Genomic DNA, 15185 nt, shown 5'->3' with positions numbered 1-15185 from the left:
CAGCAGGGCGATGAGATGGGGAAGACGTGCAGCGCTCCCCAGACCAAAGAACGAGCGAGGTTGCCGGTTTTTGCCGACACGAGGGCGAACCGACTTTGGCTGAGACGGAAGCAAGAGGTCTAGCTCCCGTAGCGGCGCTTCCATTCCTCTTCGATCCGCGCGACCCAGGACGGATGCGGCTCCGGCAGCACGGGGCCGAGTTCATCAGGGGCAAGGGTGGCGACGCCGCGATCGATCGCTTCGAAGGTCGCGCGATCGTTTTCGGAGAGTTTGTCCATGGCCAGAACGGTCGGATCGCCCCAATAGTGCGGATCGGCCTTGCGGGCCTGTGCCTCGGGCGAGATCAGGAAGTTCGCGACGACCATCGCGCCGGCCTTGGCGCTGGCGTTGTAAGGGATCGCCACGAAATGGGTGTTGCCGAGCGTGCCGCCAGGGAAGGTGAAGGAGCGGACCGTATCGGGCAACTCGCCGGCTTCGACCGCAGCGGACGCCTCCGAGGGATTGAAGGCGAAGATGATGTTGAGTTCGCCGTCCGCGAGAAGCTGCTTCATCGCCGGATAGTTCTGCGGATAGGTTTTCCCCTTGCGCCAGAGCACTGGCTGCAACTGGTCGAGATAGGCCCAGAGCGGCGCCGTCATCTCATCGAACGTCGCATCGTCGACGGCTTCCTGAAGCTTGTCGGGGTCGGCGATCGTTTCCGACAGGATCTGCTTGAGAAAGCTCGTACCGATAAAATCGGGCGGCGCCGGATAGGAAAACCGGCCGGGATGCTGCTTGGCCCAGGCCAGCAGCTCCTCGGCGGATTTCGGCATGTCCGAGACCGGCCCCGCGCGCGCCGTATCGGTAAAGAAGACGAGCTTGGCCCCGCCCCAGGGGGATTCCTGGCCATCCGTCGGGATGGTGAAATCGGTGAGGATGGTCGGCTGGTTCTCGATGTCGACATAGCGCCAATTCGGCAGCGTGTCGGCGAAGCCGGGCGCCAGCAGGCCATGCTCCTTCATCGATGCGAAGTTTTCTCCATTGATCCAGATGAGATCGATGGCGCCGCCCTCATCGACGCCGGCGGTTTTTTCGGCGAGCACCTGGGAGACGGCATTGGCCGTGTCGTCCAGCTTCACATGCTTCAACTCGACGCCGTAATCCTCTGCGACTCTTTGGCCGGCCCAGCGCAGGTAGTCGTTGATGGTCTGGGACCCGCCCCAGGCGTCGAAATAGACCGTCTGTCCCTTCGCCTCGGCGAGCACCGCCGGCCAGTCGGCTGGATCGGGATCGGCCGCAACGGCCGGAAAGCCAAGCGACAGAAGGGCGATGGCGGAAAGAGCGAAACAGGAAAACACTGTCATATCCGAATAGCCGAGGAAGGGTGGAACGCCTGCGTGCCGGACCGCATTGTCCGGCGACACCGTCTTGAGCCATCGTGGCCCGCGAGTGCAAGACGCTCACTCCGCGGCTTGACGGATTGTGAGGATTCCGTGACCGTCCGTGACGAACGCGCTATCGTATCCTATAGGCCGTTGCCGAAGTGTCGGCTGATTTCAGGGAAACATCGATCATGGCGGAAGACGCGACCGACTCGCGCAAGACGTTGGTGCTGACGGGCGCCTCGCGGGGTATCGGACATGCCACCGTCAAGCGTTTCTCGCACGAAGGATGGCGGGTGATCACCTGCTCGCGGCGCGAGTTCACGGCGGATTGCCCCTGGCCGGCCGGCGAGGAGGACCACATCCGCGTCGACCTGTCGGACCAGGAGGACGTCGGCTACGCTGTCTCCGAAATCCGCCGGCGGCTGGAGGCCAACGGCTCGCGGCTTCATGCGCTGGTCAACAATGCCGCCATTTCGCCCAAGGGCGATAACGGCGCCCGCATCGATTCGATCAAGACGCCGATGCACACCTGGCGCGACGTCTTTCAGGTGAACTTCTTCGCGCCGATCATTCTCGCGCGGGGCCTGTTTCGCGAACTCGCCAACGCCGGCGGATCGATCGTCAACGTCACGTCGATCGCAGGCGGGCGGGTGCATCCCTTCGCCGGCACGGCCTATGCGACGTCCAAGGCGGCTCTCAACTCGCTAACTCGCGAGATGGCGCACGATTTCGGCCCCGCCGGCATTCGCGTCAACGCCATCGCGCCGGGCGAGATCGAGACCGCCATCCTGTCGCCCGGCACCGAGGACATGATCGTCGACATTCCTTTACGCCGGCTCGGCAAGACCGACGAGGTCGCCAACACGATCTTTTTCCTCTGCTCGGAGCAGGCATCCTATCTCAACGGGGCCGAGATCCACATCAACGGCGGCCAGCACGTCTAGAACGTGCGCTGTCAGGTTTTGCTAATCTCGTCCAGTTCCTTGGCGAGATCAGCCTTGACCAGCGCGGTCAGCAGTGCCGGCAATTCATCCCTATTCACTAGGCCGGCGAGTGTCTTCGCGTCCTCGCCCAGGCCAAGCTTAGCCGCGGCTTGCAGCGACCGCTTGTCGGCAAAGGGGTAAAGCTCGTCCCAGGCGACCTGCGCCTCGCGGAAGAAGATGTCGACACCGACGTCGCCGATGCCCTTGAATTCCTTCAGGAGCTTGCGCTCTTCGTCCGGATCGCGGTCCGCGGCGTCGCGCAGCTTGCGAAGGTCGCCATCGTAGCGCTCGAGGCACAGGGCCGCATCCTCGCCCAGGTAGCGCGATGTCGATTCGTCGTATCGGGCATAGCCGTTCCTGTTCAGCACGCGAACGCGATCTTCCCAGCTCGACGCGGCGATCTTGTCGGCGCCCGTCAAGCCGGCATCGCCGAGCGCCTTGGCGGCCTGCAAGGCCAGGTCGGCGGAGATTCGTGCGGAAAACAACACGCAGGCGTTCAGCCAGCGGAACAACGGCTCCGGCGTGTTCTGGGCCAGATCGATGCCCAGATCCCAGCTGAACGGGGTGCCGAAACGCTCCAGAAGCTCGGCGGCCTTGTCCCTTTTCGACATCGTTTCCTTCTAGAGGCTGGAGGCGGGTTTGGGCGCCTCGATCGCCGCGAACAGAAGCGCCAGCCCGGAGGTGAGGAACGACAGGCCGAGGAACAGCCCCACGGCCCAGATGGCGGTGCCTGGCAGGCCGAGAATGAGCACCATTGCCAAGACGATGTCGATGATGCCGGAAGCAACAAGCAGCCAGAACCGGGTGGTGTAGCCGCGCACCGCGCGCGCCACGGCGATGTTGAAGAGGCCGGACAACAGCAGAAACACCGCAAGCAGCCAGGTGAGCGTGATGCTGCCCGCCAGCGGATCGACGATCATCACCAGGCCGAGGATTGCCGCCAGGACGGCCAGCAGCAGGTTGGCCCAGAAGCCCGGCGCCTTGCGGGCGCGGAATGCGCTGACGATGCCGATCGCGCCGCCGACGATCAGCAGCCAGCCGAAGAAGATGGTGGAGGCAAGCGTCGCGGCAAAAGGCGCCAGTAGCGCCAGAAAGCCAACCACGGCCAACAGGGCGCCCTGAAAAATATAGAATTTTCGGTGTGCGCCGAGATGACGGCTCAGGATCGAGGCAGTAGCGACCTCGTCGGGTGAGGCGGACAGGGACATGAGATACTCCAGACTCGCATCATGTTCTCTCGCGCAAACGGAGGCTGCGAGCCACGGTTCCACCGGCCGGTAGAGAAATGGAATCGAGCGGTCCGGGGCGTGCCGGACGCAACGATCAATCGTGACGGCCGACGGCGCGGGTATGGTCGAGAAGTGAGGCGATCAGGCCGTCGAGGGCCATGCGCGCTCCGTCATCGACGAGGCGGCCGGCGTCGTCGAAGCCCTCGCGGGCGTTGGCCACCATGCACTGGGTGGTCAGCACCTCGGCGCCGAGCGTCATCATGACCGGCCTCAGCGCGGCCAGTGCGCGCATGCCCCCGTAAGGCCCCGACGAGGTGGAGGCGAGCCCCACCACGAGCCTGGCAAACGGCTGCACCGGCCGGCCGTGCACCTTTCTCACCCGGCTCACCCAATCGAGCACGTTCTTCAGAAGCGCTGGCATCGAGGCGTTGTATTCCGGGCTGACCACGAGAAGACCGTCCTGTGCGGCGATCCTATGGGCCAACAGGGCGGCGTTTTCCGGGAGGGTGCCGTGCTCGTCGAGATCCCCGTCATAGATCGGCAGCGGATAGTCGGAGAGATTGACGAAGGTGATGGTGGCCTCGGTGAGGGAGAGCAGACGAGCGGCCTCCGCCGCCAGTTTCCTGCTGTTGGAGTCCAGGCGGTTCGATCCGGGAAGGACGAGGATCCTGGCGCTCACCGTGGGTTCGCCTCAAGCCGTTCCAGCAATAGCGGCGCGTTGTGGCGGATCCTGTGAATAGATCCAGACCCGCGCCGGCGGAATGTTATCCCACACGATGGGCGAGGACGAGACGGAAAAAACGCCGGGAACAGGCTTGACCGGCGGCGTCCACGAATAGGAGAGCTGAGTCAGGTTTCCGCCCGGCACAAGTCGGGAGAAATAGGCCTTGAACAGCGCCTGCCGTCGTTCCTGGGGGAAGTTCAGGATCGGGATGGCAAAAAGGATCGCCGCGAACTTCTCGGTCGGGCGGTCGGCGAGCGTCTTGCCAAGATCGAAGCCGTCGCCCTGGATCACGTTGACCGACGGGAAGCGCCGCTTGAGCACGTCGGCAAAATCCGGGTCGTACTCGATCGAGGTGATCCGCTCCGGCGCGATGCCTTTGTCGAGAAGCACCCGTGTGACCACTCCGAGACCGGGGCCCAGCTCCAGGATGGGTCCGTTGACCTCGGTCGTGGCGTTGTCGACCATCATCGAGCAGTAGCTTCGGGACGACGGCGCGACCGCTCCCATCTTGAGCGGATGGCGCACCCAGGTTCCGAAGAACTTTGCCCAGTCGCCACCGTCTGCCGAGGTCGTCTTTTGCGGGCTGGCCATGTCATTCCTGTTTGAAATTCGGTTCGTCGAAGGGTCGGAGGAGCCCGATCAGCGGCGATAAACGAGCACCCGCGCCGGCGGCAGGTTGCGCTTGATCCAGGAACTGGTGGCTAGGCTGGCGTCGATCCGCGCCGGCTTGACCGGTACGGTGAAGGCATAGGAAAACTGGATGAAGGGCAGTCCGGCCTGCATCCGATGAAGGGTGGCATCGAGCAGCGCCTCGCGCTGTTTTTCCGGCCGCGTGAACAGCGGCAGGCTGGAGACCACGGCCGCCAGCTGGCCGTCGCCGATGGCACGTTCGAGGGCCGGACCCGGCCGATAGGCGTCGCCCTCGATCACGTGGGCCTTCGGAAAGCGCGACCGCAACAGGACGCAGAACTCGCGCGAATATTCGATCAGGACCAGGCGATCTTCGGAGATACCCCGCTCGATCAGGCAACTGGTGACGACCCCGGTGCCGGGACCGAGCTCGAGGACGAAATGCCCCTTGGCGACCTTGTCGAGCGGAACATAGGCGGCCATGGCGCGGCCGAGGGTTCGCGACGAGGGCGATACCGCGCCGATCTGCAGGGGCTTCTGCAGCCATCCGCGAAAGAAGCGGGCCTCGTCCGCCATCTTGGCGCGCATCTCCTCGCTCTTCAGGCGCGGAATGATGCGCGCGAGGGGATCCTTGAGGTCGGGTTCGGTCTGCCTCATCAGCGGTGGGTCCCCCTTGGCCCGCTCATCTCGACTCGGGACGCGGCACTCGAAAAACACATGCCTGCGGAATGTCATAGTTTCATGACGTTTGGAATATGGTCAGTGCCTAAGGGGTTCCCGACAAAGCCGTGATTTGCCGCATCGGCCGCCGGTCGATCGATGCGGTCCGGGCCGAGGCGGGCGGTGGGGGTCAGCCTTCGCTGAGGCCTTCGAAGAACTCCTTCATGCGGGCGAAGAAGCCGTTCGATTGGGGCGAATTTTCGGAAAAGGAAATCTCCTCGAATTCCTCGAGAAGCTCGCGCTGGCGGCGTGACAGGTTCTGCGGCGTTTCGACGGTGACCTGAATGAAGAGGTCGCCGGTCTGGTTCGAGCGCAGGACGGGCATGCCCTTGCCGCGAACGCGGAACTGCTTGCCGGTCTGCGTGCCCTCGGGCACCTTCACGCGCGTCGTGGTGCCGTCGAGCGTGTTGACCTCGAAGGCGCCGCCCAAGGCGGCGGTCGTCATCGAAATGGGGATCTTGCAGAACAGATCGGCGCCGTCGCGCTGGAACAGTTCGTGCGGCTTGACCGACAGGAAGATGTAAAGATCGCCGGCCGGGCCACCGCGCAGGCCGGCCTCGCCCTCGCCAGCCAGACGGATGCGCGTGCCGTCCTCGATGCCGGCCGGGATGTTGACCGACAGCGTTCGTTCTTCCGGCAGGCGCCCCTTGCCGCCGCACTTGGTGCAGGGATCGGCGATGACGTCGCCGCGGCCCTGGCAGGTGGGGCAGGTGCGCTCGATCGAGAAGAACCCTTGCGCAGCGCGCACGCGACCGACACCACCGCAGGTCGGGCAGGCGCGCGGAGAGGTGCCGGGCTTGGCGCCGGTGCCGGAACACTCGTCGCACTGGATCGTCGTCGGCACGCCGATTTCAGCGGTCTTGCCGGCGTAGGCCTCTTCCAGCGAAATCTCCATGTTGTAGCGCAGATCCGAGCCGCGCTCGCGCCCCGCCGTTCCGGATGCGCGGCCACCGCGCCGCTGGCCCATCATCTCGCCGAAGATGTCGTCGAAGATATCGGCCATGGAAGAGGAGAAGTCGGCGCGGAAGCCGCCGGCACCGCCGCCGTTCTGGAAGGCGGCATGGCCGAACCGGTCGTAGGCCGCCCGCTTCTGCGGGTCCTTCAGGACCTCGTAGGCCTCGTTGATTTCCTTGAACTTGACTTCCGCGCTGGAGTCGTCGGGGTTGCGATCCGGATGGTATTGCATCGCGAGCTTGCGGAACGCGGATTTGAGGGCTTTCTCGTCACACCCTCGCGAGACGCCGAGCGTCTCGTAGTAATCGGCCTTCATCGATAAAAATCCATCGGTTTTCGCAAGAACAGGCAACTCGGCCCGGCGACGTCAGCCGCCGGCCGGAATGCGCGACTCGGTGGAATGTAGGAACGATTCTAGCACGTCGCCATACCGTCGCACCATAAGGAGCGCAGATAAAGCACTCGACAGCCCTGCTATGCCGCCAGCGAGGTGACCGAGGCGCGGCGCGGCGTGCCGCCGGACAGCCAACGCGCCACCCGCCTTTCGAAGAACCGTTCCGAGGCGAGGGCGACCGCTATGGTCGCCAGCATCGGCAGCAGCCAGAAGACGTAGAAACCGGTGAAGCCGGCTGGCGCCAGCACGTGCTTCCAGAGCAGGCCGAGAAAGAGCATTTCCATGACCGGATGCCAAAGATAGATGCCGAAGGATACGCGGGTGATCGGCATCAGGAAGCCGAGCCAATCGGTGGAGTGCGGCCGGGCGGTCTCGGCGAGGGCGGTGCAGAGCATGGCACCGGCAAATCCCGCAAGTACCAGGTAGACGTTCCATTCGAGGATCATCGCGGCGCCGGCGACCCCCAGGAAGGCGAGGCCAGGCCAATGCGACCGGATGTCGAACACGCGGCGCTCGACCAGGATCGCGACCATCGCCCCGATCTGGAAATCGGCGAACGCGCGATAGGCGCCCAGATTGTCCGCCGTCGTCCAATGCCCATGGGGAAAGACGCCCGCAGCGCTGGCGATCTCCAGGCCGGCGATCCACAGCGCCGAGAAGGCGGCCAAAGCGCCCAGACCTTTGCGCTGGACCAGCACGACGATCAGCGGAAACAGGATGTAACAGAAGAACTCGGCGCTGACGGACCAGGAGACATAGTTGAAGGCGAGGTAGTCGGTGGTGCCCCAGGCATGCACGGCCAGCAGGTGAAAGGGCAGAAGCGCCAGATCCCAGCGCCGCGGCTCGCCACTCGAAAACCCGGTGATCACCATGCCGACGGCGATCGCGACGAAAAACGAAAGCGTCAGCAGGTGCAGCGGGTAGAGCCGTGCAACACGCTTGCGCAGGAACGTCAGATAGTCGCCCGGGCCTTTCAGCCGGTGGCGATAAAGGGTCGTGATGAAGAAGCCCGAGATCATGAAGAACATGTCGAGCAGCGGCAGCAGCCGGTGCAGAAAGGCGATGCCCGCCTCGCCGCCGGCCGGTGCATAGAAGAGAAAGTGATAGCTCATGACCAGCATGGCGGCGGTGAGCCGCCAGCAGTCAAAGATCCGAAAGTACACTTTTTACCCTTGCTGGCGGTTGCTGCGACCGGCGAAGCCGTTCGCGCTCTCGAAGGAGGCTTCGTTTCTATGCTCGAAAAGATAGCGCTCCGGAGCGTGGCGTGGGTTAACGCGGCCTCATTGCATGAACAAAAGGTTAATGCTTGTGCTTTCGCCGGCCCGGAAAAATGGGCTCGAAAGAGGCCGGTTACGGTTCAATGCCGCTGGTGACGCGGCGAGCCCAACAGCGAGATCATCGCCGACGACGCATCGTGACGAGGCGCCGGCCCGCTTATTCCTCCGAAATCTCGGCGCCGCCGTCTCCAAGCAGATGGATGCGCCGCGTGATGCGCAATGCCTTCAGGAACGTCTCGTCGTGGCTGATCACCAGGAGCGCGCCGTCATAGGCTTGCAGGCCGGCTTCCAGCGCTTCGATCGAGACGAGATCGAGATGGTTGGTCGGCTCGTCGAGGAGCAGCAATTGAGGGGGGCGGTTGCCGCCGAGCACCGCCGCGAGGCCGGCGCGCAGCATTTCGCCGCCGCTGAGACTGCCGGTGGTCTGCAGCGCCGCATCGGCCCGGAAGAGAAAGCGGGCCAGCGCTGCGCGGCAGGCGTTTTCGTCGGCCTGCGGATTGAGCCGCCTGAAATTGTCGCGGATCGACAGGGCCGGATCGAGCAGGCTCATGGCCTGATCGAGAACGGCATGCGGCCCCAGAATGCGCGCCTCGCCGGCAAAGGGCGGCAGCACCCCGGTGAGCAGTTTGAACAGTGTGGTCTTGCCCGAGCCGTTGGCGCCCGTCACCGCCAGATGCTCCGGTCCCACCATGGCGAAGCCGAGGTTGCGAACGGTCGGCGCCGCCGGATCGTATCCGCCGCTCAGGTCGCGGACGTCGACGATCGTCTTGCCCTGTGCCAGGCCGGTCGAGCCGATCGAGGCCGACAGCGTCGCGAGCCTTTCGACCCCGGCCTGGGCCTCGTCGCGCTCGGCGGCAGCCGCCTCCATCATGCGGGTGGCGAGCCGCGCGCTCGAACCGCCTGTCTGTTCGGCGCGGTTCTTCATGGCGTTGAGCAGAATCTTCGGCTGGTCGCCCTTGGTGCGCTTGCGGCGACCGGCGGCGTCCTTGCGCGCCTTGCGCTCCTTCTGCACCTGCACCTTGCGGCCGACGTCCTCGACCGCGCGTTCGGCGGTTTCCAGCCGGTGTTCGGCGGCGGCCAGCTCGACCGTCTTCTGCTCGCGATAATGCTCCCAGTTGCCGCCATAGGTCCTGGCGCCGAGGGAGGTCAGTTCGACGATGGCATCCATGTGGCCGAGCAGTTCGCGGTCGTGCGAGACGACCACCGCGCAACGCCGCCAGGCGGCAAGGAGATCGGCAACCGCATGGCGCCCGGCTCGATCCATGTTGTTGGTCGGTTCGTCGAGCAGAATGATGTCGGGCTCCTGGAAGACGAGCGCCGCGAGCAGGATGCGCGTCTGCTGGCCGCCGCTGAACCGGCTCAGCCGATCCTCGGGCGAAGCGCCGTCCAGACCGACGTCGGCCAAGGCGGACTGAAAGCGGGCCTCAAGCGTCCAGTCAGCGTCGGCGATCTCGTCGGGCGACGCCTCGCCGCGCTCGATCCGCTCCAGAAGCGCGAGTTGGCCGCCGATGGCGAAGGCATCCGCCAGCGTTTCATCCGCGTCGATCTGCACGGCCTGGCGCAGCATCGCGGGGCGGCCGGTTCGCGCAACGGAGCCGGACCCCGGCGCCAATTGCCCGGCGAGCAGCCGCAAAAGGGTGGATTTGCCGACGCCGTTGCGTCCGACGAGGCCGGTGCGGCCCTCGCCGACGGAGAGATTCAAATGATCGAAAAGGCGATGGCCGTCAGGCGTCGACCAGGACAGGTCCTTGCAGACAATAGCGGAAGACATGGCGAGCGATTTCCAGATGAGCCGTGTGGGGGAGGGTGGCGTTCATCTGGATGCGCATCGGTCTGCCGTGTTTGTGGATGGACCTGTTCGACGAGTGTGAAAATACGAAAACGGCGCGGCATGTTCAAGGGATGGCCGCCCGACCTCAGCGTTGCGTCTTGCGATCGGTCTCCACGCGGACCAGGGCTCGAAGGTCGTGCACCACTGCCTCCGGGTTCTCGAAATAGCCGAAGTGTCCGCCGCGTTCATGGGCGTTCGCATAGACGATGTTGAAAAACGATGCGCGGGGACCGCCCTCGAATAGCTCAATGCGATCCGCCGTTGCAACGCCCGGAGGGTTCTCACCGCCGAGGAACGTGATACCGACCGGCGCCTCGACGACAGGCTTTCGATCGTGCGAGGGCAACCATGGATAGCGCGCGGCATCGGCATAAGCGCGCATGGAGGAGCCGGCCGTGCCCGTGGCCCAATAGATCGTCGCGTTCGCCAGCATGTGCTCTCGGTCGAACACGCGCTCGGGGTCGCCTGTCGGGCGGCCGGTCTCGTCCCGGCTATCGCCCCAGGCCCGCCAGCGTTCGAGCAGCCAAGCCAGGAGGCCGACGGGCGAGTCGGTCAGCGCGTAGGCCAGGGTCTGCGGGTCGAGCACGTGCACGGCGAAATGCGCGGCGAACTTGGTGACGGTGGGAGACACTTTTGCGCCCGTATCCCAGGCACGCGCCGCGACGTTCCAGGGCATGGCGGTGCCGAACTGGTCGAGCAGCATCGGATGCATGAGGTGAACGCCGGCGAGGTGATCCGCGTATTTGTGGCCGAGCTGGGAGGTGATCAACGCACCCCAGTCGCCGCCACTCGCCATGTAGCGGTCGAACCCTAGCCTTTCGGTCATCAGTCGATGCCAGAGATCGGCGACCTGCCAGAAGCAGAGACCCGCGCGCGGCACCGGTCCCGAAAAGCCGTAGCCCGGCAGGGACGGCACGATGACTTCGAAGGCATCATCCGCGTGGCCGCCGTGGGCGGCAGGATTGCTCAAGGGGCCGATCACCCGCTCCATGTCCCAGAAAGACCAAGGCCAGCCATGGGTCAAGATCAGGGGCTTCGGCGCGGGGCCCTTGCCCGGCGCACGCAGGAAATGGATCGGGATGCCGTCGATCTCGACACGCCAGTTGTCCCAGGAATTGATCCGCGCCTCGACCGCGCGCCAGTCGAAAGTCTCGGCCCAGTCGCGAGCAAGGCCTTTCAGATACCCGGCCTCGACGCCGTAGGACCAATCCTCGTTGTCCGGATCGTCTGGCCACCGCGTGGCGCGGATGCGGGCGGTCATGTCGTCGAGGACGTCCTGGGCGATATCAATGGGTGCTTTGACGGGGATCATCGAACCCGGCTTTCATCCGTCTCGGGTGGCTTGGGCAATGCGTTCGGCAACAGCGATCAACGCGGCCCGTTCTTCGGGGCTGACGTGCCGCAGGGCGCGTTCGCGGATGGCGGCGGCATGAATGGGGCGCGCGGTGGCGAGGGCCTCACTGCCGGTCTGTGTCGACGCCGCGCAGGCTGTTCCGGAATCGGTGCCGCGGGCGATCAGACCGCGTTCCTCCATACGTCGCAGCTGATGCGACAGGCGGCTCTTGTCCCAACCAAGCGAGGCGAGAAGATCCCGCTGGGCCAGGCGTCCGTCGCCCAGATCCTCAAGCCGCGACAGGATTGCGAAATCTGCGCCTGAAAGATTCGTTCTGGCAGTGATGTCGCGCCCCACCGCCTGGCAGGCATCGTCGCCCAGCGTCTTGAGCGCGTGCCAGAGCGCGCGTTCCTCAGGCGAAAGCGGCGTCGTGCCCGGCTCAGCCATAAGTCTTCACCGGAAAGCGGTTTGCGAGAGCTTCAAACATAGCTGCGAGCGGCGCAGCAGCGACGTGAAACGCATCCGTATCGGTCATGCCGAAGCCGATGGTGTCGTCTTCGGTTTGCGCCAGCTTTTGGAACACCGCAGCGGCAAAGTCGTCCAGTGGAGCGCCGTGGGAGGCATCCGGTCCGGCCAAGCCGGTCTGGACGGCAGGCGGGACGATTTCGACCACTCGGCAAGGCGTCCCCTCAAGCGCATGCTGCAGGGTGACGGTGTAGCTGTGGAGGGCGGCCTTGCAGGCGCTGTAGACCGGCGCGAAGGGCTGCGGAACGTAAGCGCCGCCGGAGGTCACGTTGGCTATCAGTGCAGGCTGGCCTTGCGCGAGCAGAGGAGGCACCAGCAGATGATTCAGGTGGATGGGGCCGGACAGGAGCACATCGATCTCCCTCTGCCGCTCGGGCCAGGGAGCCGCGTCCTCGGCCAACGCGATCCGACGCTGGATACCGGCATTGTTGATTACGACGTTCAAGCGCGGGTGCTCGTGCCGCAGGGTCGCCGCCAACGCCTCGCGCTCTTTTGGCTTGCCCACATCGCTGACCATGGGAACGAGGCCGGGATGGGCTTTCACCACGTCGTTGAGACGCGCTCGGGACCGCCCGGTAACGATGACGGTGCCCCCGGCTTTCTGGAAGTGGAGGGCGAGAGCCAGTCCGATACCGGTACTGCCGCCCGTGATCAGCACGGTGGCGCTGGAGAGAGATAATGGCATCACGATCGGTCTATTGTTGATGTATCAACTCATACTTGATGGAAAGTTGATGTGTCAACCTTTGAAAGGCCGGAATATAGGTGGTGCCAAATTTCGCGTGGAAGACACGAGCTAGCCGGCCCGCTTTCGATCGAGGGACGCCGCATATCGATGGCGGCGGTAGGAAGGCACATCAAAAAAGCCCCCGGCGATCGCTCGCCGGGGGCTTGGTTGGGTTGCGAAGAGGCAGAGCGTCAGGCGCTCTTCTTTTCGTCCTCGTCGACTTCCTCGAAGTCGGCGTCGACGACGTCGTCGTGCGAAGCCGAGCCTTCGGCCGAGGCGCCTTCACCGGAAGCCCCGGCCTCGGCCTGTGCGGCCTCGTACATGGCCTGGCCGAGCTTCATCGAGGCTTCGGCGAGAGCATCGCTCTTGGCCTTGATCGCGTCGGCGTCGGCGTCGGGGTTCTCCAGCTCCGCCTTGAGGGCGGCGATGGCGTCCTGGATCGCCTGACGATCGGCCTCGGAGACCTTGTCGCCGTATTCGGACAGAGACTTCTCGGCCGAATGGACGAGCGACTCCGCCTGGTTGCGCGCCTCGACGGCGGCCCGGCGCTTCTTGTCCTCCTCGGCGTGGCTCTCGGCGTCCTTCACCATCTGCTCGATGTCGGAATCGGAGAGACCGCCGGAAGCCTGGATGGTGATCCGCTGCTCCTTGTTGGTCCCTTTGTCCTTCGCCGAGACATTGACGATGCCGTTGGCGTCGATGTCGAACGTCACCTCGATCTGCGGGATGCCGCGCGGTGCCGGCGGAATGCCCTCGAGGTTGAAGCGGCCGAGCAGCTTGTTGTCGGCCGCCATCTCGCGTTCGCCCTGATAGACCTGGATCGTCACCGCGTTCTGGCTGTCCTCGGCGGTGGAGAAGATCTGGCTCTTCTTGGTCGGGATCGTGGTGTTGCGGTCGATCAGCCGGGTGAACACGCCGCCCAGCGTCTCGATGCCCAGCGACAGCGGGGTCACGTCGAGCAGCAGGACGTCCTTGACGTCGCCCTGCAGCACGCCGGCCTGAATGGCCGCGCCCATGGCGACCACCTCGTCCGGGTTGACGCCCTTGTGCGGCTCCTTGCCGAACAGGATCTTCACCGTCTCCTGGACCTTCGGCATGCGCGTCATGCCGCCGACGAGCACGACCTCGTCGATGTCGGAGGCCGTCAGGCCGGCGTCCTTGAGGGCCGCCTTGCAGGGGTTGACGGTGCGCTGCACGAGATCGTCGACCAGCGCCTCGAACTTCGAGCGGGTCAGCTTCATCGTCAGATGCTTCGGACCGCTCTGGTCGGCGGTGATGAAGGGCAGGTTGATTTCGGTCTGGCTGGCAGAGGACAGCTCGATCTTGGCCTTCTCGGCGGCCTCCTTGAGGCGCTGCAGGGCCAGCTTGTCGCCCTTCAGGTCGATGCCCTGATCCTTCTTGAATTCGCTCGCCAGGTAGTCGACGAGCCGCATGTCGAAGTCCTCGCCGCCGAGGAAGGTGTCGCCGTTCGTCGACTTTACCTCAAACACGCCGTCGCCGATCTCCAGGATCGAGATATCGAAGGTGCCGCCACCCAGGTCGTAGACCGCGATGGTCTTGCCGTCGTTCTTGTCGAGCCCGTAGGCGAGAGCGGCGGCCGTCGGCTCGTTGATGATGCGCAGGACTTCCAGGCCGGCGATCTTGCCGGCGTCCTTGGTGGCCTGGCGCTGGGCGTCGTTGAAGTAGGCGGGAACGGTGATGACCGCCTTTTCGACGGTCTCGCCGAGATAGGATTCGGCCGTTTCCTTCATCTTCTGCAGGATGAAGGCGGAGATCTGCGAGGGCGAGTATTTCTCGTCATGGGCCGAAACCCATGCGTCGCCATTCTCAGCGCGAACGATCTTGTAGGACACGAGGTCCTTGTCCTTGGCCACGGTCGGATCGTCGTAGCGCCGGCCGATCAGGCGCTTGACGGCGAACAGCGTGTTTTCCGGGTTGGTCACCGCCTGGCGCTTGGCCGGCTGGCCGACAAGGCGCTCGCTGTCGTCGGTGAACGCGACCATGGAAGGGGTCGTACGCGCGCCCTCGGCATTCTCAATGACTTTCGCGTTCTTGCCGTCCATAACGGCGACGCAGGAATTCGTCGTGCCAAGGTCGATACCGATCACCTTCGCCATAATTCTTTCTCCTTTCTAGCGAGCCACCTAGGACCCTCGTCGAGGCATTCCTCGTGGGTAGCCCCCAATCATTCCCGATGAAGATCATCCGCCGTCTGCCCGGACATGAAACCGAGTCGACAGGCTGGCGGCTATATATGAACGGCTTAGCGGGCCCGCAAGGCGGTGAGACAGGCTTTGCGCATCCGGCCTGCCCGCTTTCGGACCGGGGGCGCGGGCAAGATACATGCCTGGCAAATCATCGCCGGAACTGATCAAGCCTTCGAACGCTTACAAGGCAAACCGCTCGCTCGCGATCCCGTGAGCGATGAGCGATCGACCAAGCGGCGAATCCGGAAGGAGTGTTTCAGTGAATAGCATCATTTATCTCATCGGAC

14 protein-coding genes are annotated in these 15185 nt (G+C 64.6%); 1 reads left to right on the top strand and 13 read right to left on the bottom strand.

Features of this window, described 5'->3' with window-relative positions; translation table 11 throughout:
- Positions 1-119: 119 nt before the first annotated feature.
- Positions 120-1343 (bottom strand): ABC transporter substrate-binding protein, encoded by a 1224-nt coding sequence (locus tag SMD10_RS10725; protein WP_331685684.1) that lies wholly within the window; start codon positions 1341-1343, stop codon positions 120-122.
- 209 nt (positions 1344-1552) lie between these two features.
- Between SMD10_RS10725 and SMD10_RS10720 the strand changes: the two genes are divergently transcribed.
- On the top strand, positions 1553-2308 hold the full coding sequence (locus SMD10_RS10720; protein WP_331685683.1) for an SDR family NAD(P)-dependent oxidoreductase: 756 nt from the start codon (positions 1553-1555) through the stop codon (positions 2306-2308).
- Positions 2309-2319: 11 nt separating this feature from the next.
- On the opposite strand, the gene SMD10_RS10715 is transcribed toward SMD10_RS10720, so the two are convergent.
- The 12 genes from SMD10_RS10715 to dnaK all read right to left on the bottom strand — a co-directional run bounded on the left by SMD10_RS10715 (position 2320) and on the right by dnaK (position 14808).
- Positions 2320-2958 (bottom strand): hypothetical protein, encoded by a 639-nt coding sequence (locus SMD10_RS10715; protein WP_331685682.1) that lies wholly within the window; start codon positions 2956-2958, stop codon positions 2320-2322.
- Positions 2959-2967: 9 nt separating this feature from the next.
- A complete protein-coding gene (locus tag SMD10_RS10710; protein WP_331685681.1) occupies positions 2968-3555 on the bottom strand; it encodes an HdeD family acid-resistance protein in 588 nt (195 codons plus the stop codon).
- Between the two features lie 115 nt (positions 3556-3670).
- Complete coding sequence (locus SMD10_RS10705) at positions 3671-4255, bottom strand: NADPH-dependent FMN reductase (RefSeq protein WP_331685680.1); 585 nt, start codon at positions 4253-4255, stop codon at positions 3671-3673.
- A gap of 12 nt (positions 4256-4267) precedes the next feature.
- Positions 4268-4891, bottom strand: a complete 624-nt coding sequence (locus SMD10_RS10700; protein ID WP_331685679.1) for a class I SAM-dependent methyltransferase — start codon at positions 4889-4891, stop codon at positions 4268-4270.
- Positions 4892-4939: 48 nt separating this feature from the next.
- Positions 4940-5587, bottom strand: coding sequence for a class I SAM-dependent methyltransferase (locus SMD10_RS10695; protein ID WP_331685678.1), 648 nt, complete (start codon positions 5585-5587; stop codon positions 4940-4942).
- A 193-nt stretch (positions 5588-5780) separates the two neighbouring features.
- Complete coding sequence (gene dnaJ, locus SMD10_RS10690) at positions 5781-6920, bottom strand: molecular chaperone DnaJ (RefSeq protein ID WP_331685677.1); 1140 nt, start codon at positions 6918-6920, stop codon at positions 5781-5783.
- A 158-nt stretch (positions 6921-7078) separates the two neighbouring features.
- The gene (locus tag SMD10_RS10685; RefSeq protein ID WP_331685676.1) at positions 7079-8161 is read right to left on the bottom strand and encodes an acyltransferase family protein; all 1083 of its coding nucleotides are present in this window, start codon (positions 8159-8161) and stop codon (positions 7079-7081) included.
- 271 nt (positions 8162-8432) lie between these two features.
- Positions 8433-10046: an ABC-F family ATP-binding cassette domain-containing protein gene (locus tag SMD10_RS10680; RefSeq protein WP_331685675.1), complete on the bottom strand. Its 1614-nt coding sequence runs from the start codon at positions 10044-10046 to the stop codon at positions 8433-8435.
- A 145-nt stretch (positions 10047-10191) separates the two neighbouring features.
- Complete coding sequence (locus SMD10_RS10675; protein WP_331685674.1) at positions 10192-11418, bottom strand: epoxide hydrolase family protein; 1227 nt, start codon at positions 11416-11418, stop codon at positions 10192-10194.
- 12 nt (positions 11419-11430) lie between these two features.
- Positions 11431-11886, bottom strand: coding sequence for a MarR family winged helix-turn-helix transcriptional regulator (locus SMD10_RS10670; RefSeq protein WP_331685673.1), 456 nt, complete (start codon positions 11884-11886; stop codon positions 11431-11433).
- On the bottom strand, positions 11879-12649 hold the full coding sequence (locus tag SMD10_RS10665; protein WP_331685672.1) for an SDR family oxidoreductase: 771 nt from the start codon (positions 12647-12649) through the stop codon (positions 11879-11881). The genes SMD10_RS10670 and SMD10_RS10665 overlap by 8 nt, the downstream gene beginning before the upstream one ends.
- A gap of 233 nt (positions 12650-12882) precedes the next feature.
- Positions 12883-14808 (bottom strand): molecular chaperone DnaK, encoded by a 1926-nt coding sequence (gene dnaK, locus SMD10_RS10660; protein WP_331685671.1) that lies wholly within the window; start codon positions 14806-14808, stop codon positions 12883-12885.
- Between the last annotated feature and the right edge of the window lie 377 nt (positions 14809-15185).

The sequence above is a fragment of the Consotaella aegiceratis genome (assembly GCF_036541425.1).
In the GTDB taxonomy this organism is placed as follows: domain Bacteria; phylum Pseudomonadota; class Alphaproteobacteria; order Rhizobiales; family Rhizobiaceae; genus Consotaella; species Consotaella aegiceratis.
The sequence above is the reverse complement of the archived record's forward strand: the minus strand, read 5'-3'. Positions and strand labels throughout refer to the sequence as shown.

What these genes read in the sequence shown, in the direction of transcription:
- dnaK (WP_331685671.1), bottom strand. Translation starts at nt 14,808, where the DNA reads ATGGCGAAGGTGATCGGTATCGACCTTGGCACGACGAATTCCTGCGTC.
- SMD10_RS10725 (WP_331685684.1), bottom strand. Translation starts at nt 1,343, where the DNA reads ATGACAGTGTTTTCCTGTTTCGCTCTTTCCGCCATCGCCCTTCTGTCG.
- SMD10_RS10700 (WP_331685679.1), bottom strand. Translation starts at nt 4,891, where the DNA reads ATGGCCAGCCCGCAAAAGACGACCTCGGCAGACGGTGGCGACTGGGCA.
- SMD10_RS10720 (WP_331685683.1), top strand. Translation starts at nt 1,553, where the DNA reads ATGGCGGAAGACGCGACCGACTCGCGCAAGACGTTGGTGCTGACGGGC.
- SMD10_RS10710 (WP_331685681.1), bottom strand. Translation starts at nt 3,555, where the DNA reads ATGTCCCTGTCCGCCTCACCCGACGAGGTCGCTACTGCCTCGATCCTG.
- SMD10_RS10680 (WP_331685675.1), bottom strand. Translation starts at nt 10,046, where the DNA reads ATGTCTTCCGCTATTGTCTGCAAGGACCTGTCCTGGTCGACGCCTGAC.
- SMD10_RS10695 (WP_331685678.1), bottom strand. Translation starts at nt 5,587, where the DNA reads ATGAGGCAGACCGAACCCGACCTCAAGGATCCCCTCGCGCGCATCATT.
- SMD10_RS10675 (WP_331685674.1), bottom strand. Translation starts at nt 11,418, where the DNA reads ATGATCCCCGTCAAAGCACCCATTGATATCGCCCAGGACGTCCTCGAC.
- dnaJ (WP_331685677.1), bottom strand. Translation starts at nt 6,920, where the DNA reads ATGAAGGCCGATTACTACGAGACGCTCGGCGTCTCGCGAGGGTGTGAC.
- SMD10_RS10715 (WP_331685682.1), bottom strand. Translation starts at nt 2,958, where the DNA reads ATGTCGAAAAGGGACAAGGCCGCCGAGCTTCTGGAGCGTTTCGGCACC.
- SMD10_RS10665 (WP_331685672.1), bottom strand. Translation starts at nt 12,649, where the DNA reads ATGCCATTATCTCTCTCCAGCGCCACCGTGCTGATCACGGGCGGCAGT.
- SMD10_RS10670 (WP_331685673.1), bottom strand. Translation starts at nt 11,886, where the DNA reads ATGGCTGAGCCGGGCACGACGCCGCTTTCGCCTGAGGAACGCGCGCTC.